Source organism: Aquisalimonas lutea (assembly GCF_030409225.1).
GTDB classification, from domain to species: Bacteria; Pseudomonadota; Gammaproteobacteria; order Nitrococcales; family Aquisalimonadaceae; genus Aquisalimonas; species Aquisalimonas lutea.
On the sequence record NZ_JAUFPK010000001.1, the window covers coordinates 944,039 to 966,824 of the forward strand.

At 68.7% G+C, this 22,786-nt stretch carries 24 protein-coding genes and 1 tRNA gene; 9 read left to right on the top strand and 16 right to left on the bottom strand.

Going from position 1 to position 22,786, the window contains the following annotated elements; all coding sequences use genetic code 11:
• From QWY84_RS04460 to QWY84_RS04470, 3 genes are read left to right on the top strand one after another with little or no spacing between them, the layout of a single operon-like run.
• A complete protein-coding gene (locus QWY84_RS04460) occupies positions 1 to 993 on the top strand; it encodes an ABC transporter ATP-binding protein (RefSeq protein ID WP_290201247.1) in 993 nt (330 codons plus the stop codon).
• Positions 990 to 2,000, top strand: coding sequence for an ABC transporter ATP-binding protein (locus QWY84_RS04465; RefSeq protein WP_290201248.1), 1,011 nt, complete (start codon positions 990 to 992; stop codon positions 1,998 to 2,000). Before QWY84_RS04460 ends, QWY84_RS04465 begins: the two co-directional genes overlap by 4 nt.
• Positions 2,001 to 2,017: 17 nt before the next feature.
• A complete protein-coding gene (locus QWY84_RS04470) occupies positions 2,018 to 2,209 on the top strand; it encodes a hypothetical protein (RefSeq protein WP_290201249.1) in 192 nt (63 codons plus the stop codon).
• Between the two features lie 20 nt (positions 2,210 to 2,229).
• On the opposite strand, the gene QWY84_RS04475 is transcribed toward QWY84_RS04470, so the two are convergent.
• The 5 genes from QWY84_RS04475 to QWY84_RS04495 all read right to left on the bottom strand — a co-directional run bounded on the left by QWY84_RS04475 (position 2,230) and on the right by QWY84_RS04495 (position 6,941).
• Entirely contained in the window at positions 2,230 to 3,354 is a 1,125-nt protein-coding gene (locus tag QWY84_RS04475) for a GGDEF domain-containing protein (RefSeq protein ID WP_290201250.1), read from the bottom strand.
• The gene (locus tag QWY84_RS04480) at positions 3,351 to 3,854 is read right to left on the bottom strand and encodes a molybdopterin-dependent oxidoreductase (protein ID WP_290201251.1); all 504 of its coding nucleotides are present in this window, start codon (positions 3,852 to 3,854) and stop codon (positions 3,351 to 3,353) included. The genes QWY84_RS04475 and QWY84_RS04480 overlap by 4 nt, the downstream gene beginning before the upstream one ends.
• Before the next feature lie 197 nt (positions 3,855 to 4,051).
• Complete coding sequence (hemH, locus tag QWY84_RS04485) at positions 4,052 to 5,152, bottom strand: ferrochelatase (protein WP_290201252.1); 1,101 nt, start codon at positions 5,150 to 5,152, stop codon at positions 4,052 to 4,054.
• Positions 5,153 to 5,322: 170 nt separating this feature from the next.
• Positions 5,323 to 5,562 carry a hypothetical protein gene (locus tag QWY84_RS04490; protein WP_290201253.1) on the bottom strand — a complete coding sequence of 80 codons (240 nt, stop codon included), beginning with the start codon at positions 5,560 to 5,562 and terminating at the stop codon, positions 5,323 to 5,325.
• Complete coding sequence (locus tag QWY84_RS04495; protein ID WP_290201254.1) at positions 5,559 to 6,941, bottom strand: TrpB-like pyridoxal phosphate-dependent enzyme; 1,383 nt, start codon at positions 6,939 to 6,941, stop codon at positions 5,559 to 5,561. The genes QWY84_RS04490 and QWY84_RS04495 overlap by 4 nt, the downstream gene beginning before the upstream one ends.
• Before the next feature lie 151 nt (positions 6,942 to 7,092).
• Between QWY84_RS04495 and QWY84_RS04500 the strand changes: the two genes are divergently transcribed.
• From QWY84_RS04500 to QWY84_RS04510, 3 genes are all read left to right on the top strand, one after another.
• Positions 7,093 to 8,547: an HDOD domain-containing protein gene (locus tag QWY84_RS04500; protein WP_290201255.1), complete on the top strand. Its 1,455-nt coding sequence runs from the start codon at positions 7,093 to 7,095 to the stop codon at positions 8,545 to 8,547.
• Between the two features lie 129 nt (positions 8,548 to 8,676).
• Positions 8,677 to 9,219 (top strand): hypothetical protein, encoded by a 543-nt coding sequence (locus QWY84_RS04505; protein WP_290201256.1) that lies wholly within the window; start codon positions 8,677 to 8,679, stop codon positions 9,217 to 9,219.
• Positions 9,220 to 9,274: 55 nt separating this feature from the next.
• The gene (locus tag QWY84_RS04510; RefSeq protein WP_290201257.1) at positions 9,275 to 10,225 is read left to right on the top strand and encodes a ring-cleaving dioxygenase; all 951 of its coding nucleotides are present in this window, start codon (positions 9,275 to 9,277) and stop codon (positions 10,223 to 10,225) included.
• A gap of 21 nt (positions 10,226 to 10,246) precedes the next feature.
• Here the strand turns inward: QWY84_RS04510 and QWY84_RS04515 are convergent, their stop codons facing one another.
• The 6 genes from QWY84_RS04515 to QWY84_RS04540 all read right to left on the bottom strand — a co-directional run bounded on the left by QWY84_RS04515 (position 10,247) and on the right by QWY84_RS04540 (position 14,727).
• Entirely contained in the window at positions 10,247 to 10,654 is a 408-nt protein-coding gene (locus QWY84_RS04515) for a PGPGW domain-containing protein (protein WP_290201258.1), read from the bottom strand.
• Positions 10,655 to 10,687: 33 nt separating this feature from the next.
• A complete protein-coding gene (locus QWY84_RS04520) occupies positions 10,688 to 11,995 on the bottom strand; it encodes a TRAP transporter large permease (protein WP_290201259.1) in 1,308 nt (435 codons plus the stop codon).
• A 1-nt stretch (position 11,996) separates the two neighbouring features.
• Complete coding sequence (locus QWY84_RS04525; RefSeq protein WP_290201260.1) at positions 11,997 to 12,503, bottom strand: TRAP transporter small permease; 507 nt, start codon at positions 12,501 to 12,503, stop codon at positions 11,997 to 11,999.
• A gap of 90 nt (positions 12,504 to 12,593) precedes the next feature.
• Positions 12,594 to 13,565: a TRAP transporter substrate-binding protein gene (locus tag QWY84_RS04530; protein WP_290201261.1), complete on the bottom strand. Its 972-nt coding sequence runs from the start codon at positions 13,563 to 13,565 to the stop codon at positions 12,594 to 12,596.
• A 126-nt stretch (positions 13,566 to 13,691) separates the two neighbouring features.
• A complete protein-coding gene (locus QWY84_RS04535; RefSeq protein WP_290201262.1) occupies positions 13,692 to 14,099 on the bottom strand; it encodes a hypothetical protein in 408 nt (135 codons plus the stop codon).
• A gap of 130 nt (positions 14,100 to 14,229) precedes the next feature.
• Complete coding sequence (locus QWY84_RS04540; RefSeq protein WP_290201263.1) at positions 14,230 to 14,727, bottom strand: YHS domain-containing (seleno)protein; 498 nt, start codon at positions 14,725 to 14,727, stop codon at positions 14,230 to 14,232.
• 273 nt (positions 14,728 to 15,000) lie between these two features.
• Between QWY84_RS04540 and QWY84_RS04545 the strand changes: the two genes are divergently transcribed.
• On the top strand, positions 15,001 to 15,285 hold the full coding sequence (locus tag QWY84_RS04545; RefSeq protein ID WP_290201264.1) for an ElaB/YgaM/YqjD family protein: 285 nt from the start codon (positions 15,001 to 15,003) through the stop codon (positions 15,283 to 15,285).
• 509 nt (positions 15,286 to 15,794) lie between these two features.
• Positions 15,795 to 16,946: an AI-2E family transporter gene (locus QWY84_RS04550; protein ID WP_290201265.1), complete on the top strand. Its 1,152-nt coding sequence runs from the start codon at positions 15,795 to 15,797 to the stop codon at positions 16,944 to 16,946.
• Positions 16,947 to 16,985: 39 nt separating this feature from the next.
• Here the strand turns inward: QWY84_RS04550 and QWY84_RS04555 are convergent.
• The 5 genes from QWY84_RS04555 to rpsU all read right to left on the bottom strand — a co-directional run bounded on the left by QWY84_RS04555 (position 16,986) and on the right by rpsU (position 21,588).
• Positions 16,986 to 17,058 (bottom strand) — tRNA-Ile (locus QWY84_RS04555).
• A gap of 109 nt (positions 17,059 to 17,167) precedes the next feature.
• Positions 17,168 to 18,982 (bottom strand): RNA polymerase sigma factor RpoD, encoded by a 1,815-nt coding sequence (rpoD, locus tag QWY84_RS04560; RefSeq protein ID WP_290201266.1) that lies wholly within the window; start codon positions 18,980 to 18,982, stop codon positions 17,168 to 17,170.
• Between the two features lie 85 nt (positions 18,983 to 19,067).
• Positions 19,068 to 20,816, bottom strand: a complete 1,749-nt coding sequence (dnaG, locus tag QWY84_RS04565; protein WP_290201267.1) for a DNA primase — start codon at positions 20,814 to 20,816, stop codon at positions 19,068 to 19,070.
• A gap of 85 nt (positions 20,817 to 20,901) precedes the next feature.
• Positions 20,902 to 21,357 carry a GatB/YqeY domain-containing protein gene (locus QWY84_RS04570; RefSeq protein ID WP_290201268.1) on the bottom strand — a complete coding sequence of 152 codons (456 nt, stop codon included), beginning with the start codon at positions 21,355 to 21,357 and terminating at the stop codon, positions 20,902 to 20,904.
• A gap of 15 nt (positions 21,358 to 21,372) precedes the next feature.
• Entirely contained in the window at positions 21,373 to 21,588 is a 216-nt protein-coding gene (gene rpsU / locus QWY84_RS04575; protein WP_290201269.1) for a 30S ribosomal protein S21, read from the bottom strand.
• 178 nt (positions 21,589 to 21,766) lie between these two features.
• Here rpsU and tsaD point away from each other — a divergent pair, with 178 nt between their 5' ends.
• Positions 21,767 to 22,783 (top strand): tRNA (adenosine(37)-N6)-threonylcarbamoyltransferase complex transferase subunit TsaD, encoded by a 1,017-nt coding sequence (gene tsaD, locus QWY84_RS04580; RefSeq protein ID WP_290201270.1) that lies wholly within the window; start codon positions 21,767 to 21,769, stop codon positions 22,781 to 22,783.
• Positions 22,784 to 22,786 lie beyond the last annotated feature (3 nt).

Below are 22,786 nucleotides of genomic sequence, written 5' to 3' on the forward strand. Positions count from 1 at the left end.
ATGGCGGCGAGACCGTTGCTCCGGGTTGAGGACCTCCAGCTCCACTACCGCACCCGCCGCGGGATCGCGCGCGCCGTGGACGGCGTGAGCTTCGATATCCGCGCCAACGAGGCCCTGGTGGTGCTGGGCGAGTCGGGCTGCGGCAAGAGCTCCCTGGCCAAGGCGCTGCTGCGGATCCTGCCGCGCAACGTCCACAGCTTCCGCGGCCAGGTCATGCTCGGCGATACGGATGTCATGGCCCTGGGCGACGAGGCCTTCCGCCGGGACGTGCAGTGGACCCGGGTCGCCATGGTCATGCAGGCGGCGATGAACGCGCTCAACCCGGTGGTCCGGGTCGGCGAGCAGGTGGCCGAGCCCCTGCGGGTGCACGCGGGGTGGTCCCGCGAGCGTGCGCGGGAACGGGTGGTGCGCACCTTCGAGCAGGTGGGGGTGGCCACGGATTTCCTGCAGCGCTACCCGTTCGAGCTCTCCGGCGGCATGCGCCAGCGGGTGGTCCTGGCCATGGCCCTGGTGACCGAGCCGGAGCTGGTGATCCTGGACGAGCCCACCTCCGCCCTGGATGTGCTCACCCAGGCCAGCATCATGAACGTGCTCAAGCGCATCAAGCGCGAGCAGGGCACCAGCTTCATGCTCATTACCCACGACGTGGCCACCTCCAGCGAGATCGCCGACCGCGTGGCGCTGATGTACGCCGGGCAGATGGTGGAAGTGGCGGATGCCGACGCGTTCTTCCACGAGCCCGCGCACCCGTACTCGCAGATGCTCATGGCCAGCGTGCCGCGGCTGCGCCAGCAGACGGAGCCGGCCCCCATCCCCGGGCAGCCGCCGGAGCTCATCGAGCCGCCGGCGGGGTGCCGCTTTGCCGACCGCTGCCCGCGACGCTTCGACCGCTGTGCCCGGGAGCCGGAGCCGCTGCGGGTCGGCGAGCGGCATCACGTGCGCTGCTGGCTGCATGCGGGCAGCGGCGGCGCCGGCGGAGGAGGTCGGGCATGAGCACCGAACGGGCAGCGAGTGCTGAATCCACGAGTCCCCTGGTCTCCGTGCGGGATCTGCGCACCTGGTTCGAGCTGCGCCAGTGGGGGTTCCTGCGCGTCGGCTCCGTGCGCGCGGTGGACGGGGTGAGCTTCGATCTCGGACGCGGCGAGTCGGTGGCCTTCGTCGGCGAGTCCGGCTGCGGCAAGAGCTCCCTGGCGCGCACCCTCCTGGGGCTGCACCGGCCCACCGGCGGCGAGGTCTCGTTCGACGGCTACCGTGTCCAGGATCTCGCCGGCAGGGATCTCCAGTGGTACCGCGCCAGCGTCGGCTACGTGCAGCAGGACCCCTACGGCGCCCTGCCGCCGTTCATGGACGTGCGGCGCATTCTTGCCGAGCCCCTGGTGGTTCACGGCGTGACCGACCGCGCCGAGCGCGAGCGGCGGATCCGCCGGGCCCTGGAGGAGGTGCGCCTGGGGCCGGGGGACGCCATCCTGGACCAGTTTCCGCACATGCTCAGCGGCGGCCAGCAGCAGCGGGTGGTCATCGCCCGCGCCCTGGTGCTGGAGCCGGCGATGATCATCGCCGACGAGCCGGTGTCCATGCTGGATGCCTCGGTGCGGGTGGAAATCCTCAACCTGCTGCGGCGGATCCAGTCCGAGCGCTCCCTGACGCTGGCCTTCATCACCCACGACCTGTCCACGGTCCGCCACTACGCCGATCGCATCTTCGTCATGTATGCCGGCCGCATTGTCGAGCAGGCGCAGGTGGACGAGCTGCTGGAGCACCCCCAGCATCCCTACACCCAGGCGCTGCTGGCGGCCATCGCCGACGTGGACGCGGCCAACGCCCGCCGCGTGCGGGATGTGCCCGCCGGGGAGCCGCCGAGCCTGCTGCACCCGCCGCCGGGCTGCCGTTTCCATCCGCGCTGCCCGCATGCCATGGCGGGGACCTGCGATGTCCGCGATCCCGGCATGTTCGAGCCCCGCCGGGATCACCTGTCGGCGTGCTGGCTCCACGAGCGCTGACCGGGAGGAGCGGTTCCATGGTGCCGGCGATACTGCGCATCGGCCTCGGTGCCGGGGTCATGCTGGCCGCCCTGGCCGCGCTGCTGGCGATGGTCTCCGGCGCCCTGGCGGTGAGCCTTGTCCTCTCCCTGGCCGCCTACACGGGACTGTTCGCGGGCATGTTCATTGCCGTCGCCGGAATCCTGCGGCTGGCGCAGCGGCGCCGGTAGGGCCACGCCGCCGGCGCGCTTCAGGACTTTGCCACCACCCGGTTGCGCCCCTGCCCCTTGGCCTCGTACAGCGCACGGTCCGCCAGGATGTAGAGCGTGTTGAAACTGACCGCTTCCCCGGGCGCCGCGGTGGTCACGCCGAAGCTCGCGGTCAGCCGGCACTCGTGATCGGGCACGGGCAGTGGCAATGTCTCGATGCTGGTGCGCAGCCGTTCGCACAGCTCGCGGGCACCGTCGCCGTCGGTGGCCGGCATGAGGATCCCGAACTCCTCGCCGCCGATACGGGCCGTGAAGTCGCTGGCGCGCACCAGGCCCTGGAGATGCTGGGCGAACAGGCGCAGCACGGCATCGCCCACGGGGTGGCCGTAGTCGTCGTTGACGGCCTTGAAGTAGTCGATGTCCAGAAGTGCCAGACTCACGGGCTCGTTCTCGCGGACGCTGTGGGGGAGCATCTGCTCCACGTACTGCAGCAGCGCACGCCGGTTGGGCAGGCCCGTGAGCGCGTCGGTGATCGTCAGCCGCTCCAGGCGCGCCTTCTGGCCGGCGATGTGGCGCAGCGCCCACAGGAGGACGCCGATGAATACCAGCAGCAGCCCCGCGAGCACGATGACCATGGTGGAGAGCCGGTCCATCAGGCGTTGCTGGTCGGCCGAGCCCTGGTGGTTGAGCTGATGGAGCTCGCTGTAGACGTAGGCGAGGCTGTCCTCGACCCGGAGGCCCAGGTCGCGCAGCTCGGCCCGGGCCTCGGGATCATTCACTGCGTCCCTGGCCAGCTCCCGCAGGCGGGGAATGTGCGCCATGACGGCGTCGAACTCCTCCAGGAGCCCGGCGTACGCCGACGGTTCCAGCGGGCTGCGTCGCAGCCCGTTGCGGGTGGTGGACTCGCGGCCCTCGATGGTGGCCAGGGTGCGCAGGATGTGCTGCTGGTGGAACTCCGTCGGGTGATCCACCAGGGCCCGGATGGCGTGGCGCAGCTCCGCGGTCTCCTGCTGGCCGCGCACCAGGTTGCTGGCATAGGCCGTGTAGTCCGCGCCCACATGCTGCCCCGCGTTCTGGACGAAGGCAGCGACGGCACCGGCGACCGCCGCGATGATGAGCAGGTAGGATCCGATCAGGAGGGCGGTCAGCCGGCCGCGCCCCCTCATCGCGCGCGGATCTCGACGATGGACCAGACCCACTTGGTCATGGATTGCTCACCGGCGAGCACCGCCTCGGCATCCTCGGGGACCACGAGCATGAGCGGTCCCAGGTCGTTCATGGGGATCGGCTCGCCGTCGAAGCGTGTCACCAGGAGACGCTCCTTCTCGCGGAGCTCTTCCTGGTCCAGGAAGGCGGTGTAGTCGTCGGCGCCGATGAAGCGCACCCGGCGCGCGTCATCCATGCCGTGCGCGGCGAGGAACTCCTTCAGGCGCACGCCCGTGAACGTGCCTTCCTTGCCCTCGAAGTGACGGAATTCGGCTTCGTAGAGGCCCAGGGACTCGATCTCCCGCAGGGAGAGCCGGCGCGTGTCGTCGCCGTTGACCAGCGTAAGAACCGGCCGGTCGCTCGTGGCGGGTTCCAGGGAGCTGGGCTCCAGCGCCGCGAGCGGGCAGACCAGCGCAGCAAGCACCGCGCCGGCGAGGCATCGCCAGATCACGCCAGTCATGTCGATTGCCTGTCTCCAGAACGTGCCGGACCGGGGCTTCGGTGTCCGCCGACGCTCCCCGCGTGGAACGCCGGCGAACCCGGGTCCTTCATGGAAGGTTCGTCATCGTTATTCGACCGAAGACCCGTGCGTTTCCTTCAAGATTGCACGTGCGGGGAGTGCTTGTGCAATGCCCGTGCGCCTGCCGCCCTGGGTGGTCAGGCCTCTGCGCCGAGGGTCCGGGCACGCCGCTGCGTTGCCTCGGGATCCCGGAGCCCGCGGGCGGGCCCGCCGGCTTCCGGCCAGCCCTGGGCGTGCTCCATGATCAGCCCGCTGAGCATGTCCAGGTGATCGGCGCGGTCGTTCAGGCAGCGGATGTAGCGCAGCTCGTCGCCGCCTGCCCGCTCGAAGTACTCGGCGTTCTCGCCCTCGATCTCCTCGAGGGTCTCCAGGCAGTCGGCGGAGAACCCGGCGCAGATCACGTCCAGGGTCTTCATGCCGCGTGCTGCCAGCCCCTTGACGGTCTCGTCGGTGTAGGGCTTGAGCCATTCCTCGTTGCCGAACCGGGACTGGAACGAGACCATCCACTGCTCGTCGGGCAGCGCCAGCTCTTCGGCGACCAGCCGCGCGGTCTTGTGGCACTGGCAGTGGTACGGGTCGCCGTCGAGCAGGTAGCGCCTGGGCGTGCCGTGGAACGAGAACAGCAGCTTCTCGCCCCGGCCGCGGGCGGCCCAGTGCTCGCGGATGCTGTCCGCCAGGCAGCGGATGTAGCGTTCGTCGTCGTGGTATTGGCCGATGAAGCGCAGCTCCGGTATCCAGCGCCACTGCTTGAGCTCGTCCGCCAGGGCGTCGAAGGTGGAGCCCGTGGTGCTGCCCGAGTACTGCGGGTACAGCGGCAGCACCACCAGGCGCTCGGCGCCCTGGTCGCGGAGCCGCCGCAGGGCGTCGCCCATGGACGGGCTGCCGTAACGCATGGCCAGCTCCACCGCCACGGGGCCGTCCAGTTGCGCGGCCAGTCGCTCGCCGATGCCCTGCACCTGCGACCGGCCGGTGACCAGCAACGGCGAGCCTTCGTCGCTCCAGACCTCGCGGTAGGCGGCGGCGGACTTCTTCGGCCGGGTGCGCAGGACGATGCCGTGGAGGATGGCGCGCCAGTAGAGCCGCGGCAGCTCGATGACCCGCGGGTCGCCGAGGAACTGGGCCAGGTACCTGCGCAGCGCCGGCGTCGTGGGCGCGTCGGGGGTGCCGAGGTTGGCCACCAGGACGCCCAGCCGCGGCGTGTCGTCGTGCCGGAACCCCTCTTTGGCGGTGTAGCGCATGGGTGTCTCCGTCGTCTTGGCGGTTCTGCAACGGGAGCGTGCGATTCCGGGCCGGCACGGACCCCCGTTCAGTCGCCGACACACTAAACGCGGTTGATGCTCCAGGCAATTCTGATGGATTTCATCTATGAGAAGACAAGACAGGGACGATTCCGTCGAGGACGGGAGCCTTACCGGCTGCGGTCATCGATGAGCTTCTCCAGGGCGCGCTTGCGGGCCTCCTTGCGGGACAGCGGCTGCGACGCCTGGCGGTGCTCCAGGTCCTCCAGGCGCTGGGCCTGGTCGCGGTCCCCGGAGCAGGCACGCGTCAGGGCGTCGTCGGCGCCGTCCATGCCGGTGCCGCGGTAGCGCAGCCACACCACCAGCGCGGCGATGGCGCCGATGGCCGCAATCAGTAGCAGTTCGGTCATGGTTGTTCCCCGGCGGGTGGTCCGACCGTCGGCAGGCCGGCAAGCGCCATGCTGGCTTCGTCTTCGGCATACGCCTGGTCCCGGAGCTCGCCGGCGAGGTAGTCGGTATAGGCCTGCATGTCGAAATTGCCGTGTCCGCACAGATTGAACAGGATGACGCGGCTCTCTCCGCTCTCGCGGCAGCGGACGGCCTCGTCCATGGCGGCCTTGACGGCGTGGTTGGCCTCGGGGGCCGGGATGATGCCCTCCGCCCGGGCGAACTCCAGGCCGGCCGCAAAGCATTCCAGCTGATTGTAGGCGCGCGGGCGGATGTAGCCGAGATGGGTCAGGTGGCTGATCTGCGGGGCCATGCCGTGGTAGCGGAGGCCGCCGGCGTGGAACCCCGGCGGCACGAAGGACGAGCCCAGGGTGTGCATGCGCGTGAGCGGTGTCAGGTGCCCGGTGTCGCCGAAATCGTAGGCGAACCGTCCCTTGGTCAGCGTCGGGCACGCCGCCGGCTCCACGGCGATGAACTGCCGCTGGCGCCCGCCGCGCAGCTGCTCGCCCAGGTACGGGAACGCCAGGCCGGCGAAATTGCTGCCGCCGCCGGTACAGCCGATGATCACGTCCGGGTCGTCATCGGCCATGGCCATCTGCTCCCGCGCCTCCAGGCCGGTGACCGTCTGGTGCAGGAGCACATGGTTGAGCACGCTGCCCAGTGCGTAGCGGGTGTCCTCCCGCTGTGCGGCCATCTCCACGGCCTCGCTGATGGCGATGCCCAGGCTGCCGGTGCTGTCCGGGTGCTCCGCCAGCACCGCGCGGCCGGCCGCGGTGGTGTCGCTGGGGCTGGCGATGCACTCGGCACCGAAGCTCTCCATGAAGGCGCGCCGGTACGGCTTCTGCCAGAAGCTGACCTTGACCATGTAGACGCTGATGTCGATGCCGAACATGGCGCCGGCGAGCGCCAGGGAGGAGCCCCACTGGCCGGCGCCGGTCTCGGTGGTGATGCGCCGCACGCCCTCGCGGTGGTTGTAGAAGGCCTGGGCGACGGCGGTGTTGGGCTTGTGGCTGCCCGCCGGGCTGACGCCCTCGTACTTGTAGTAGATGCGCGCCGGCGTGCCGAGGGCGTTCTCCAGCCGCCGGGCGCGGTACAGGGGGGACGGCCGCCACTGGCGGTAGGCCGTGCGGACCGGCTCCGGGATGTCGATCTCTCGTTCCGTGGACATCTCCTGCTCGATCACCCCGTGGGGGAACAGCGGGGCCAGATCGTCGGGCGTCACCGGCCGATGGGTGCCGGGGTGGAGTACCGGCGCCATGGGCTCGGGCAGATCGGCGTTGATGTTGTACCAGTGACGCGGGAGACGGGATTCGTCGAGCAGGAACTTCACGGTGTCCGTCATTATCTCACCTTTGCGGACGCTCAGCGGGACGCACGGGCTCATGGTACCCGTGTTGCCCCCTGATGGGCAGCGGTATCCGGTCACGGCTTTCTGTACCGGGCTGTGATTCAGGTACGGTCGGTCCCCGGCGAGTGCCGGTACAATCCCGGCCATGAACCGAGCGACCGATACCTCCACCGAGGCGCTGGAGCGCTGGCTCGAGCGGCTGGACGACCGGGATCTGCCGATCCTCAACCGCACTGTCCAGCGGCTTTGCCAGACCACGGCCGACACCGAGGCTTCGACCCAGGACCTGGCCACCGTCGTGCTCCAGGACCCGTCGCTGACCTCGGGGGTGCTGCGTGCGGCCAACAGCGCCTATTTCAATCGCTCCGGACAGGAGATCAGCACGGTCAGCCGTGCCGTGGTGCTGCTCGGCTTCGATACCGTGCACACCATCGGCATCTCCCTGACGGTCCTGGATACCCTGCTGCGTGGTGCGACCCGGGAGCGCCTGGTGCGCATCATGCGCGAGTCGGTGTTCGCCGCCGCCCAGGCGCGGCTGCTGGCCCGCGAGCAGGGCGCCGGCGGCAGCGAAGAGGTGTTCGTGGCCGCGCTGCTTCTGCGGCTCGGCGAAATGGCGTTCTGGTGCTTCAGCGACGAGCCGGAGGCCCGTGCCATGGAGCGCGGGCTGGCCAACGAGAGCCGCTCCCAGGGCATGCTGGAGCGGGAAATCCTGGGGTTCCGGCTGCGGGAGCTCACGGGCTACCTGGCGCGGTCATGGCACCTGGGGGATCTCGTCGAGCGCGCTCTGCAGGCCCGTCAGGATGCCACCCAGGGGCAGATCGGCTGCATCCGCATGGGGCACCGCCTCGAAGCGGTGATCCGCGAGCACGGCTGGCGCGGCGCGGAGACCGACGAGGTGCTCCAGCAGATCGTGCGCCGTACCGGCGTCCCGCAGGCCCGGGCGAAGACGCTGCTCAACCAGGCCAGGGACGAGAGCCAGCGCATCGCCGAAGCCTTCGGGATCCCGGCGGAATGGGATCAGGGCGGCCGGGCCCGCGCCGGTAGCGAAACCCAGGCCGAGGGGCCGCGGATCCACCGGCCGGCCCCGGTGCTGCAGCTCAAGATCCTCCGGGAGCTGTCCGTGGTGATGCGCGAGCAGCCCAGCACGCACACGGTGCTGGAGATGATCCTCGAGGGCCTGCACCGGGGGGTGGGCATGGACCGGACCGTGATCACCATCTACAACCAGGAGCGTACCGCGCTGCGGGTGAAGTACTCCGTCGGCGACGTGGACGGGAGCCTCGGCGTGGCGCTCGCCGATGAGCTATCGGACAGCCGTATGGCCGTTGTGCGCACGGCGCTCCAGCAGCAGCGGCTGGTCCAGCTCATGGACGTCGCCCCGGAAGACCACGAGCGCTGGCAGGTCGGTGCCTTCCAGCACCGCATCCGGGGCATGGACGCGGTGCTCGTGCCGCTGGTGATCCGGCGCCGCGAGATCGGGCTGATCTATACGGACAGGATTCCCAGCCAGAGGCTGCTGGATGCCGAGGCCGTGGACAGCGTGCTGCACTTTGCCGACCAGGCCAACCTCGCCCTGGAGCACATCACGGCCTCTTCCTAGTGTCCTTAAGCCAGGTTCGCTGGATTCCGAGCGTCCGCGCGGCGCCGGGCGATGCGCGGACGCGCGTGACGCGCGCTGCACGGGCGCGTACGCTGGTAGCGATATCCCGTGGCGGCAGGAGGCTCGGGCGTGCGGATCGGACTCTTGTGCCATGTCGCGCTCGCAGTACTGTTTCTCCCCGGTGTCACCGCGGCGCTGGCCACGGATCAGTGGGGTGACGACCAGGCGAGCGTGCGCGCGGCGGCCGGCGGCGAGCTCATCATCGACGGCCCGCGGCGGCTGATCCACCACGGAACCTACGCCGGCATCCCCGTTACCGTGAATCGTCGTTTCGACGACGGCGGCCTGCGCCAGGTGCGGTACTTCAATCGCGCCGGGCACCGCCGTCCCGCGGGCTATATCGAGGACTTCGAGCGGCTGCGCCGGCACCTGACCGATGCCTACGGCGAGCCGGACCTGGACCTGCGCGAGTGGCGCAGCGACGCCCTGCGGGAGCAGCCGGGCATGGACGGCATGGCCCTGGCCGGCGGTAAACTGGTCCTGGTCGCGGGCTGGGAGACCCCGGAGGCGCGCATCCTCATGACCCTCCAGCGAGAGCACACGGCCATCGCGCACCAGCTGGTCTTCACGGATCCCGAGGCCGGCCCGGATACCTTCACGACCGGACAATGACGCCGCGTGCGACCGTCTCCGCCGGTTGCATGCCGCCTGAACGAGGAGCTCGCCCATGCAGATCGAGGGAATTCATCACCTGACGGCGGTGACCGCCGACGCGCCGGCGAACTACGCGTTCTACACCCGGACCCTCGGCCTGCGGCTGGTGAAGAAGACCGTGAACCAGGACCAGACCGAGGCCTACCACCTGTTCTACGCCGACGCCGTGGGCTCGCCGGGGACGGATATCACGTTCTTCGACTTCCCCGCGCCCCCGGAGCAGCGCGGGAGCCAGAGCATCTGCAACACGGCCTTCCGCGTGGCCGGCCGCGAGGCCCTGGAGTGGTGGGCCGAGCGGTTCGCGGCCCAGGGCGTGCACCACGGCGCCATCCACGAGCGCGACGGCCGGCTGAGCCTGGATTTCGAGGATCCCGAGGGCCAGCGCTTGCGCCTGGTCGACGACGGCGGGGAAGGGACGGCGCACCCCTGGGAAGGCAGTCCCGTGCCGGCCGGCTACCAGATCCGCGGCCTCGGCCCGATCACCATCAGCGTGCGCTCCCACGAGCCCACCGATGCGGTGCTGACCCGCATCCTGGGCATGCAGCACGCGCGCTCCTACGACCAGGACGACGTGCAGATCCGGGTCTACGCCATGGGCGAGGGCGGCGCCGGGGCCGAGCTGCACGTGGCCGTGGAGCCGGGGGTGCCCCAGGCGCAGCCCGGCGCCGGAGGCGTGCACCATGTCGCCTTCCGGATCGCCGACGCCGCCTATGACGCCTGGACGGAGCACCTGCGGGGTGCCCGCATGCCGTTCAGCGGCCCGGTGGATCGCTACTATTTCCGCAGCCTGTACTTCCGTGAGCCCAACGGCATTCTCATGGAGCTGGCCACGGACGGCCCCGGCTTCGCCACCGACGAGCCGGCGGATCGGCTCGGGGAGACGCTGGCGCTGCCCCCTTTCCTGGAGCCGCAACGCGAGCAGATCGAGCGCCGGCTGAAGCCCCTGGACACCGGCGCGGGGTGACGCGCGCGGGCCTCTCCCGGGTCAGACCTCCAGTGGCCGGCGTCCCGCCCGCTGCCGCAGCCAGTTGACCGACCGCAGCACGGCGGGGCGCGTGATGATCCACCGCTCCACCCGGAACTTGCCGGGGAAGTTGACCAGCGTCAGTCCCACCAGGATGGTCAGCACGCCCTGCCCGGGGAGCACCAGCATGAGCACGCCGGCGACGATCAGCACGGCGCCGACCAGGTTCTTGGTCACAAGAAGCAATGCCCGCACCACGGGGTGGCGTCGGGTCAGGACCACCGCCTCGCGGCGCCGATGGGCAAAGTAGTCGGCGGGGATGCGGACCACGATCCAGGGGACCATGACGACGCCGCCGAGAAGCATCACCACCGAGAAGGCGGCGAGCCACCAGAAGACGACGGGATCAGCGGGCAGCCAGTCAGGCATGGTCCGGGCCTTTCTGCAGAAGCATCGGGCTCGTCAACCGCGCCGGCTCATCTGTTCCGGCAGCCAGGTGGCGAGCTCCGGGAACAGCGTCAGTATCACCACGGCGAGCATCAGCACCAGGAAGAACGGGAACGATGCCCAGGCGATCTGCAGGATGTTCTTGCCGGTCAGGCCCTGAATGACGAACAGGTTGAAGCCCACCGGCGGCGTGATCTGCGACATCTCCACCACGATCACCAGGAAGATGCCGAACCAGATCAGGTCGAGTCCCGCCGCCTGCACCATGGGCAGCACCACCGACGTGGTCAGGACGACCACGGAGATGCCGTCGAGAAAGCACCCCAGGATCACGAAGAACACGACCAGTGCCGCCAGCAGGGCATACACGGAAAGGTCCATCTGCGCGATCCACGCCGCCAGCTCGCGAGGGATGCCGGTGTAGCCCATGGCCGTGGTCAGCACGGCGGCGCCCGCGAGGATGAAGCAGATCATGCACGAGGTGCGGGTGGCGGCGGTCAGCCCGTCGACAAAGACCCGCCAGTTGAGGGTCCGGGTGCAGGCCGCCAGAACGAGCGCCCCCAGAACGCCCAGCGCGGCCGCCTCGTTGGGCGTTGCCACCCCGGCGTAGATGGAGCCGATCACCGTCACGATGAGCACAATGACCGGAATCAGCCGCCCGGAGCCGAGGATCTTGCGGCGCAGGGATACGGGTGGGTCCGCCGGCGGATTGCGGTGCGGGAAAAGCCACGACCACGCGACCACGTATCCCATGAGAAGCACGACCAGCATCAGGCCCGGGAGAATGCCGGCGATGAACAGCCGGGCGATGGAGACTTCCGCGCTGACCCCGTAGACGATCAGGATGATGGACGGCGGGATCAGCAGCCCCAGCGTCGCGGACCCTGCCAGCGTGCCGATGACCATGTTGTCGGCGTACCCGCGGCGGCGCAGCTCGGGAATGGACATGCGCCCGATGGTGGCGGCGGTGGCCGCGGAGGAGCCGGACACGGCGGCGAACACGCTGCAGCCCAGCACGTTGACGTGCAGGAGCCGGCCCGGGATGCGGCGCAGCCACGGGGCCAGGCCGGCGTACATGTCCTCGGCCAGACGGGTGCGGAACAGGATCTCGCCCATCCAGATGAACATGGGCAGGGCGGCCAGCGACCAGGAGGAAATCGAGCTGTAGAGGTTGTTGGCCAGCACCAGGCCGGTGGGCGCGCCGCTGAAAACGGCAATGCCGAGCACCGCTACGCCCACCAGCGCCAGCGCCACCCACAGGCCCAGGCTCAGGAGTCCCAGCAGCACCGCGAGCAGGACCAGCCCCGTCGCCACGGTCCCCATGTCAGTCCTCCATCATGCCGCGGCCCTGCGCGTACGCCGGCTTGTCGCCGCGGACGAGTTCCACCAGGCAGTGGCACAGGGCCAGGACGAACACGCCCAGCCCCAGAACCATGCCGGCCTGGGGAACGGCCAGGGGGATGGCCAGCCGGCCCGGGGAGATGTCGTCATAGTTGATGGAGTCCATCATCAGGTCGAAGCACCACCACGTGGCGTAGCCGGCCAGGGCGATGGCCAGGAGCAGCGCCGCGGCCTCGGTCAGTCGGCGGATCGGTTCAGGGAAGCGTTCCACCACCAGCGTGACCCGGATGTGGGTGCCGAAGCGCAGGGCCGGCCCCAGCGCCAGAAACGTCGACGCCAGTACCAGGAAGCCGGACAGCTCGTTGGCGGAGAGAACCCGGAACGGCAGGAAACGCCCGGCGATCTGTGCCAGGATCAGGCCGCAAATGGAGACCAGGCACAGCGCGGCCAGGGTGCTGCAGAGCCGGTACAGCCCATCCAGAATGCGCATCAGGGGTGCCTGCCGCCTTGCTTGCACCGGGTTGATGCCTGGAGACCGCCGGCCGGCGGCAGGCAGCACGCTGCCTGCCACCGGATGCGCTCATTCGCGGTAGGCATCGATGATCGCCCGGCCGTCGGCGCCGGCGTCCTCGATCCACTCCTCGGTCATCCGCTCGCCGATGGCGTTGAGCTCCTCGACCAGGGTCTCCGAGGGCTCGATCACGTTCATGCCGTTGTCTTCCAGCGCCGCCTTCTGCTTGTCCGCCTCCTCGCGGCTCATGGCCCAGCCCCGTTCCTCGGCCTCTTCCGCGGCCGTCAGGATGGCGTCTTGGGTGTCCTCGTCGAGCCCGTCCCAGACCTGCTGGTTGATTACCACCATGTTCTTCGGGATCCACGCGCGGATGTCGTAGAAGTTGTCCACGAAATCCCAGGCCTGGGAGTTCACGCCGGTGGTCGGCGAGGTCACCATGGCGTTGATGATGCCCGTGGAGAACGCCTGCGGGATCTCCGGGACCTCGACCTGGGTGGCCTGCATGTCCAGCAGCTCGGCCAGCCGCGAGGTGGTGGCGTTATAGGCGCGGAAGCTCAGGCCCTCGAGATCGTCCACGCTGTCCACCTCGCGGTTGGTGTACAGGCCCTGGGCGGGCCAGGGCACCGCGTATAGCAGCTTGATGCCGTCCTCCGCCAGGAGCTCCTCGATCTTCGGGCGGGATGCCTCCCAGAGCCGCTCCGCCTCGTCGTAGCTGGTCGCCAGGAACGGCACCGAGTCCACGGCGAAGACCGGATTCTCGTTGCCCAGCAGGGAGATGAAGATCTCGCCCATCTGCACCTGCTGCGTGCGCACGGCGCGCTTGATCTCCGGGTGCTCCACCAGCGAGCCGGCACTGTGTACCTGGACCTCGATGGCACCGTCCGTGGCCTCGTTGATGTCCTCGACGAATTCCCGGACGTTCTGGGTGTGGAAGGTGGCGTCCGGGTAGGGCGTCGCCATGTTCCACGATTGCTGGGCGCCCGCGGCGCCGGCGCCGAAAGTCAGAGCGAGTGCGGCAGCAAAGGTTGTAAGACGCGTCATGACGGTCCCTCCCGGGTAAGCGCACGGTTGCTTGGTGTTGTTGATCGTACTCCAACAGGGAATCACGGCTGGCGCTGCTCGTCCACTGCTCGCGCGCGCTGGGTGATCCGGCCCCGCGGTGCCGGATCAAAGGTGATCGATGCGCCGCATGTACAGGGGCGAGAAATAGCGCAACCGGGCGGGCGCGTGGGAGACGACCCCGGAGATCACCAGAACCAGGATGAACAGGTCGGCCCGCACGTCACCCGCAACCATGACCCCGAGCAGCGCCAGCTTGGCGATGACCGCCAGGCCGCGCACCTGGATGAGCCAGACGCCGTTGCCCCAGATCTGCAGTGCGGCCATGGCAGCGCCGGTGACCACCGTCAGCCACAGGAACGGAAGCCAGTGCTGGGGAGCCGCTCCCCAGAGAAATCCGCCGCCGATGCCCGCTGTCCCGACCAGGTGGGCCGTACGGAAGCCGGTTTCCAGCCATCGTTTACCGGGGAAGGTCCGGCTCTCCGGGGGGAAGACACGGGCGCGTAGGTTCGTCATGGCGCGCTGCCGCCTCGCTGACGTGGGTACCCGCAGCATGCAACCACAAACGAATCGTCCGCGGAAGCGTGGCGCCGCACAGATGCTCCCGGAGGTCAGGCGAAATCCAGCCAACTTGGGTTACAGGGCACTAGGACTGGGGCGCAATCTCCTGCCAGCGGCGATCACCGCGCCTGATGAAGCCCTGCATGTCCTCTTCCCAGCGCTGCTGGATGGTATCGCTGTAGTTCAGGTACAGCGTGCCGTCGACGATTCTCCAGGCGTGCGGGTCCACAGAGTAGAGCTCGCCCTTGGCCGCCACCGCCCAGGCGCAGTATCCGCCGTAGGCCGGTGCGTACGACCCGGGATCGGCGAGAAAGCGATCGCGGTGCGCCGCGGAGGCAAAACGCCAGGTGGCGCCGTTCCACTGCGCTTCGAATTCGGCCCGCCCTTCCACCGGGCGGCCCTCGGTGAAGTAGGCCACCGGGTCATAGCCGCGGATGGCGTAGCCATCGTCGGTGAATACCGGGCCGCGTGCGTTCGGTTCCGCCATGAGCGCCGAGGTGGCTACCCCGATCACGCCGGTAGCCGCGAGCAACAGAACAATCACCAGAAGGGTCGTTGGCCGGACAAGCACATCGGTGTGCATCGCTGGTGCTCCGTCAGTGCCGATGATTCTGCATTCAGGAACACAGCATGCGGCGATTCTGCCGGCAAGGCCATTCGTAGTTCCCCGTAACGGCCGCATTCAGCCGCGCTACCGCGAGCGCGGCTACGCCGTGACGGCTTTTGGTATGTGAGGCGCATGGAACCAGGAACCAGGCGCAAGCGTACTTGTAGAGCAGTTCCTTGCCTTTGCGTGGACTTGCCTGCCGGAAGGGTGATTCCAGCGAGGGCGTGAGCGATCAGCCGGAGGCGGCATATGGCAACGCAACCCAGCGAGCACAATGTAACGGACCGGGTAGCGGACAAGGCGCACGAGACCATTGATCGGGCGGCAGAACGGGCCGGCAGGGCCGAGGAGAGCGTACGGGAGCGCTACTCGGAGGCTGAAGAAAGCGTCCGGGAGAAGGCACGGCATGGTCAAAGGCGGGCCGGTGACACGGTGACGGCTCTCGGCTCGTACATACGCGAGAATCCACTTACCGCCATGGGCCTGGCGTTCGCCGTAGGCGCACTGTATTCATCGCTGCGGCGGCACAGGTAGTGCCGCCGTGACAGAGGCCGTAATGCCCGACGCTGCGGGGCCGGGCCCGCCAACGGTCTCCGGGCGGGCCATACGGCATGCGCGGGCAGCCGCATGCGGGAACGCGGCCGCCAGGGCACGGGCGTAGCCATGGGCAATCGTCATCTTGCTCGCGACGTTCGGGCGCGGCGACGCGCCCTGGACGTAAGAGCGGCCGGCATTCGACGCCGCGTGGGGCGGTTGCGCGCGTACGCACGTACCCCGGTTGCTCTTGTTCCGGCCTTTTTCGCCGGCGTGGTCGTCGGCCGAATGCCCCGATGGGAACGTGCCGTAGGACGACTGCTCTTGCAGTTGCCGAGCATAGGGCGGCAGCTGGACAGGTACTTGCGACTGATCGCCGGCCCCTGAGCCCGTCCCCGCTCACTCCGCTCGCGGGTAGGGTGAACCGTGAGCAGACCCTTGCATAGCGCACAGCCACCGGGCCGAAGCGGCATCCGTTGCCGCGCGACGGCTGAATGAGGAAGAGCTTCATGGATCCGGACTCCGACGACACGCAGAATCCTACTTCCGAGGACTCGAACGGGGAGGGCGCTTCGGGCTGGCGGGACGTTCCTGCAGTTTGGATTCGCTCGGCGGTCCTTCCCGGCATCCTGTTCCTCATGGTCCTGTACACCATGTACTTTGCCGCCAGCCTGATCATGCCCATCGCGCTGGCGCTGCTGCTGAGCCTGGTTCTCACGCCGGTTGTCCGGCTCATGGTGCGTGCGGGGCTACCGCAAACGCTCAGCGCTCTGGTCGTGATGCTCGGGATTGCCGGCACCATGACCGCCGGCATCTACGCGCTGGCAGCACCTGCCTCCCAGTGGCTGGAGCGCGCGCCTTATGAGCTGCGTCTGCTCGAGTACAAGCTTGCCTGGGTCCAGGAGCCGATCGACAAGGTACGAGAGGCCAAGGAGCGAATCGACGATTTGACGAGCATGGGCGAGGATTCCGGGTCGGACGAGGGCGAAGACGAGAACTCGGAGGAACGCTCGGAGGGTGTCTCGTTCAGCCTGGTCGATAACGTGCTCAGTCGAACGCCCAACCTCGTGTACGGGACGGCGGTCATGCTGATCCTGCTGTACTTTATCCTCGCCTCGGGTGACGCCTTCGTTAACAAGATCGTGCACGTGACCTCAGCCTTCGGGGACAAGCGCCGGGTGGTCGAGACCACGCGTACGATCCAGCGACAGGTTGCGCGCTTCCTCGGCATGGTTGCCATCATCAATATCGGCGTCGGCCTGGTCGTCGCGCTGGCGATGTACGCTCTGGGAGTGCCGAACCCCTTTCTCTGGGGTGCCATGGTGGGGATTCTGAACTTTGTGCCCTACCTGGGCGTCGTCATCAGCATGATCGTGGTTACCTTCGTCAGCGTCCTGACGTTCGACGCTCCGCTTCAGATGCTTCTTCCAGCGCTGGTGATACTCGCCGTGAACGTGGTCGAGGGGCAATTCCTGACGCCCATCCTCGCAGGGCGAACCCTTGACCTGAGTCCCGTCGCCGTGTTTCTCGCGATTGCGACACTCGGCTGGATCTGGGGCCTGATCGGGGTTCTGATCGCTGTGCCGATGCTCGCAACCGTCAAGCTGGTCTGTGAGCACATCGAGCCCCTGAGAGACGTTGCCGTGTTCCTCGGGCGCTGAAGCCGAAAGGCCTACTCTGGGGGATGCTCCGGGAAACAGTGGGCCCGGCTGGATTCGAACCAGCGACCAAGGAATTATGAGTTCCCTGCTCTAACCACTGAGCTACAGGCCCGTCGGGCGGTGATCGCGGGGCGGCTGCGTGCGTAGGGCGCGGACGCAGCCCGCCCTGCGGGCGCAGCCGCAGGGCGGGAGTATAGCGTGCAGGGGGTAGGGCGTCAGCCTTACTGTTCGTCCAGGAAGCTGCGCAGCGACTCGGAGCGCGTCGGGTGGCGCAGCTTGCGCAGGGCCTTGGCCTCGATCTGGCGGATGCGCTCGCGGGTGACGTCGAACTGCTTGCCCACCTCTTCCAGGGTGTGGTCGGTGTTCATGTCGATGCCGAAGCGCATGCGCAGCACTTTCGCCTCGCGCGGCGTCAATCCGCCGAGCACGCCGCGGACGGCTTCCTTGAGCCCCTCGCGGGTGGCCGAGTCCACCGGGGACATGACGCCCACGTCCTCGATGAAGTCGCCCAGGTGGCTGTCCTCGTCGTCGCCGATGGGCGTCTCCATGGAGATCGGCTCCTTGGCGATCTTGAGCACCTTGCGGACCTTGTCCTCGGGCATCTCCATGCGCTCGGCAAGCTCTTCCGGGGTGGCCTCGCGGCCCATCTCCTGGAGCATCTGCCGGGAGATGCGGTTGAGCTTGTTGATGGTCTCGATCATGTGCACCGGGATGCGGATGGTGCGCGCCTGGTCCGCGATGGAGCGCGTGATCGCCTGGCGGATCCACCATGTGGCGTAGGTGGAGAACTTGTAGCCGCGACGGTACTCGAACTTGTCCACGGCCTTCATCAGGCCGATGTTGCCTTCCTGGATGAGGTCCAGGAACTGCAGGCCGCGGTTGGTGTACTTCTTGGCGATGGAGATCACCAGCCGCAGGTTGGCCTCGACCATCTCCTTCTTGGCGCGGCGGGCCTTGGCCTCGCCGATGGACATGCGCCGGTTGATCTCCTTGATCTCGCCCACGTCCAGCCCCGAGAGATTCTGCAGCTCGCGCAGCTGCTCCTGGGCGTAGCGGATCTGGTCTTCGGCGTCCTGGAGCTTTTCCTGGTCGACGTCGCTGCGCTCCTTGACCTCCTGGAGCCAGGCCTCGTCGGCCTCGCGCCCGGGGAAGGACTTGAGGAAGACCTTGCGGGGCATGCCGGCCCGGCGTACGCAGGATTCCATGACCACCCGCTCCTGGCGGCGGATGCGCTCCACGGCCTTGCGCAGCTGATCGACCATGGCCTCCAGGATGCGCGGCGGGAACTTGATGCGCAGGAACAGCTCCGCCATCTCGTCGCGCTTCTCCTGCAGGCGCGCGCTCTCGACACCCTCCTCGGCGAGGATCTGCTGGGTCTCGTCGTAGAGCTCCTGGATGCGCGCGAACATCTCCCGCGCCCGCTCCGGATCGGGGCCGGTATCGGCAGCGGCGGTGTCGTCCTCGTCGTCGTCCGCGGTGTCCTCCAGCGTGGTCTCGCGGGTGGACTCCTCCTGGGGCTCGCCGGGCTCGCGGAAGTTCGCCACCAGGTCGGCCAGGCGCTGCTCCTCCTGCTCGACCCGCTCGAAGCCCTTGATCAGGAAGCGCGCCGATTCCGGGTAGGCGGCAAGGGCCGTCACGACCTGGTCCAGCCCTTCCTCGATGCGCTTGGCGAGCTTGATCTCGCCCTCGCGGGTGAGCAGCTCGACGGTGCCCATCTCGCGCATGTACATGCGCACGGGGTCGGTGGTGCGGCCGAATTCGGCATCGACGGCGGCCAGGGCGGCCGCGGCTTCCTCGGCGGCCTCCTCGTCGTCGCTGGTGACCGCGGAGTCGTTCAGGAGCAGCTCATCGGAGTCCGGGGCAACCTCGTGGACGGTAATGCCCATGTCATTGATCATGCTGATGATGTCTTCGATCTGCTCGGGATCGACGATATCATCGGGCAGGTGATCGTTGACTTCGGCATAGGTCAGAAAACCCTGGTCCTTGCCCTTGGCGATCAGTTGCTTGATCTGAGACTGCTGATCCTGGCTCATACCACTCGCTACCTGGATGCTTGGCGTTCTGCCCTGCACAAAATGAACCGAACATTATAGCGGTTCAGGAATGATTTGCCATCCCTCACCGGGGAGGCGACCCCTTGCGTCGTTGCAGCAGCTCCAGCCACTCCGCCTGCTCGTCGTCGGTCATGCGGCCGCTCTGCCACTGCTGATGCAAGTATTGCAGCCGTTGCTCCGTGAGCAACGTGTCCAGGCGCTCCATCGCACCCAGGAACTCGGCTTCCGCGCCGCCCTCAGGGACCAGGTGGTCCCAGGCGACGAGCTTCCACAGCGCCGCCTCGTGGGGGTCGTCGCGGAAGCGTTCCAGTATCGCCTCAGTCCTTAGATGCGGTTGTTCCTGCAAGAGTTCAAGGAGGCGCACCAGCAAGTCGGCGCCCGGCTGCTCCAGGTCGCGGAATCGCTCCGGCTCACCGCCGCGGGCGGCCAGCTCCGGGTGCTGGAGCAGCAGCGCCACGGCCACGCGCACCGCCGTGCGCCGTTGCGGCCGGGATCCGGAGCGGCGCCTGTCGCGCTTGGCCGGCTCCGGCTGGGCCTCGCCGGCGATGGCGCGCTCGACATGGGCGCGCTCAACACGGGCGTGGCGCGCGAGCTCGTCCACCAGCAGGTCCCGGAAGACGCCCTGCGGTACCCGGCCGATGGCCGGGGCGGCACGCTCCACGAGGCGTGCGCGACCGTCCACCGTGTGCAGGTCCGCGTCGTTCTCCAGCTCCCGGAACATGAAGGTGGACAGCGGCTCGGCCGCGGCTACGTGACTGCGGAACGCATCCGCCCCCTGGGAGCGCACGAGGGAGTCCGGGTCCTCCCCCTCGGGCAGGAACAGGAAGCGGGCCTGGCGGTCGTCCCGCAGCGCCGGGAGCGTGTTCTCCAGGGCACGCCACGCGGCCTGCCGGCCGGCGTCGTCGCCGTCGAAGCAGAAGACCACGTTGCGCGTGGTCCGGAACAGGCGCTCCACCTGGTCCGTGGTCGTGGCGGTACCCAGGGTGGCCACGGCGTTGCCGAGGCCCTGCTGGGCCAGCGCCACCACGTCCATGTAGCCTTCCACCACGAGAATGGGGTCCGGGTGTCGCTCCTGCTGCAGGCACTCGTGGAGCCCGTACAGCTCGCGCCCCTTGTGGAACACGGGCGTCTCCGGCGAGTTCAGGTATTTCGGCTCGCCGGTATCCAGTACCCGGCCGCCGAAGCCGACCGTGCGGCCCCGGCGGTCCCGGATCGGGAACATGATGCGGTCACGGAAGCGGTCGTAGACACTGCCCGAGTCCTTGCGGATGGCGAGCCCGGCACGTACCAGCTGGTCCTCGTGGCCCAGCTCGCGGAGCAGGTGATCCCAGCCCGGCGGCGCGAAGCCGATGCCGTAGCGCGCGGCGATATCGCCGCTGAGCCCGCGCTTGCGCAGGTAGGCGATGGCGCGTTCCCGCTCCGGGTGGCGGCGCAGCCAGCTGCGATAGGCGGCCTCGGCCTGCTGCAGCAGCGGATACAGCGTCTCGGCTTCGGGATCGCTGCGCGGCTGGGCCTCCCGGGGGATTTCCATGCCCACCTGGCGGGCCAGGGTCTCCACTGCCTCCGGAAAGCTCATCCGGTCGTATTCCATGAGAAAGCGGATGGCCGTGCCGTGGGCGCCGCAGCCGAAGCAGTGATAGAACTGCTTGCTCGGGCTGACCGTGAACGACGGGGTCTTCTCGTTGTGGAAAGGGCACAGGGCCTGGTAGTTCGCACCGGCCTTCTTCAGCGCCAGACGCGAGCCGATGAGCTCGACGATGTCTGCGCGAGCCAGGAGCTCGTCGATGAACTGATCCGGAATGCGTCCGGCCATGGCGGGGTACTCCCGGGCAGCAACCCTGGGAAGGCTAGCAGGGGCGAACGGGGAGCGGCCGCCGCGCCCTCCGGCGACAGCCGGGTCAGCCGTTCAGCCGCGCCTTCAGCCGGGCGCTGGCCTGGCTCATGTCGGCGCGCCCCTGCAGGCGCGGCTTGAGCTGCCCCATGACCTTGCCCATGTCGCGAATGGACGTCGCGCCGGTGGCGGTGATGGCCTCGTCGATCAGCGCATCCACCTCGTCATCGCTCAGGGGCTCGGGCAGGAACTCGCGCAGGACCGCGAGCTCGTATTCCTCCTGCTCGGCGAGCTCGGCGCGCCCGGCGGCCCGGTACTGCTCGATGGACTCGTTGCGCTGCTTGACCATCTTGTCGAGCAGGCTGATGACCTCGGCGTCACCCGCCTCGGTGCGCTGATCCACCTCGTGCTGCTTGATGGCGGCCGTCGCCAGGCGCAACGTGCCGAGGCGCCGGCGGTCGCCCGCGCGCATTGCCTCTTTCACCGCGGTCAGAAGGCGGTCCTTCAGGGCAGTCTCTGTCATGACAGGAGTCCGGTCTCAGTACATGCGCTCGCGGCGCTGCTGCTCGCGCTGGAGCTTCTTGGCATGCCGCTTGATGGCGGCCGCCTGCTTGCGCTTGCGCACCTGCGTGGGCTTTTCGTAATGCTCGCGACGGCGCACCTCGGAGAGGATGCCCGCCTTCTCGCAGGAGCGCTTGAAACGGCGCAGGGCGACCTCGAAATGTTCGTTTTCACGTACCTTGACGATCGGCATGCAGCGACTCACCTTCCTTCAACGCAAGAATGATCCGGTCGTGGAGCATGATTCCACAACGGGCGCGGTATTCTATCCAGCACCTCGGCGGAACACAAGTCGGGGCGGTGGTGTATGGCGATCGCCATACCGCAGGCAGTACACTGCGCCACGGCTCCCAATCCGGATCGACCCGCTCATGCGCGTGCTCGGAATCGAAACCTCCTGCGATGAAACCGGCGTGGCCGTCTACGACGGCGACACCGGGCTGCTGGCCCATGCCGTGCACAGCCAGGTGGACCTGCACGCCACCTACGGCGGCGTGGTGCCGGAGCTGGCGTCCCGGGACCACGTGCGTCGCGTCCTGCCGCTGACGGAGCAGGTGCTGGCGGAGGCCGGCCTGGAGCGCGAGGCGCTGGACGCGGTCGCTTACACGCGCGGGCCCGGCCTGGTGGGCGCGCTCCTGGTGGGCGCGTCGGTGGCGCGCAGCCTGGCCTGGGCCCGCGGCCTGCCGGCCCTGGGGGTGCACCACATGGAGGCGCACCTGCTGGCACCGCTGCTGGAGGACGACCCGCCGGCGTTCCCGTTCGTCGCACTGCTGATCTCCGGCGGCCACACGCTGCTGGTGCAGGTGGCCGGGGTGGGCCGCTACCGCGCCCTGGGTGAATCCGTGGACGACGCCGTGGGCGAGGCCTTCGACAAGACGGCGAAGCTGCTGGATCTGCCGTACCCGGGCGGGCCGCAGCTGGAACGGCTGGCCGCCGAGGGGGCGCCGGATCGCTATCGCTTCCCCCGCCCGATGACGGACCGGCCCGGGCTGGATTTCAGCTTCAGCGGCCTGAAGACGTTCACGCGCAACCTGGTCCGCGACGCCGGCGACGAGCCGGGCGCCCGCGCCGACATCGCGCGCGGTTTCCAGGATGCCGTCGCCGATACGCTCGCCATCAAGTGCCGCCGCGCCCTGCAGCATACGGGGGCGCAGCGGCTGGTGGTCGCCGGCGGGGTCAGCGCCAATCGCGCCCTGCGCCGGCGGATCGACGCCGTCGCCGCCGAGCTCGGGGCCACCGTGCACTATCCGCGCCCGGCGCTGTGCACGGACAACGGCGCCATGATCGCCTACTGCGGCTATCGCCGCCTGGCGGCGGGAGAGCGCGGGGACATCGCGTTCGACGTCACCGCCCGCTGGCCGCTGGAGACCCTGCGCGAGCCGGGGTGAGCC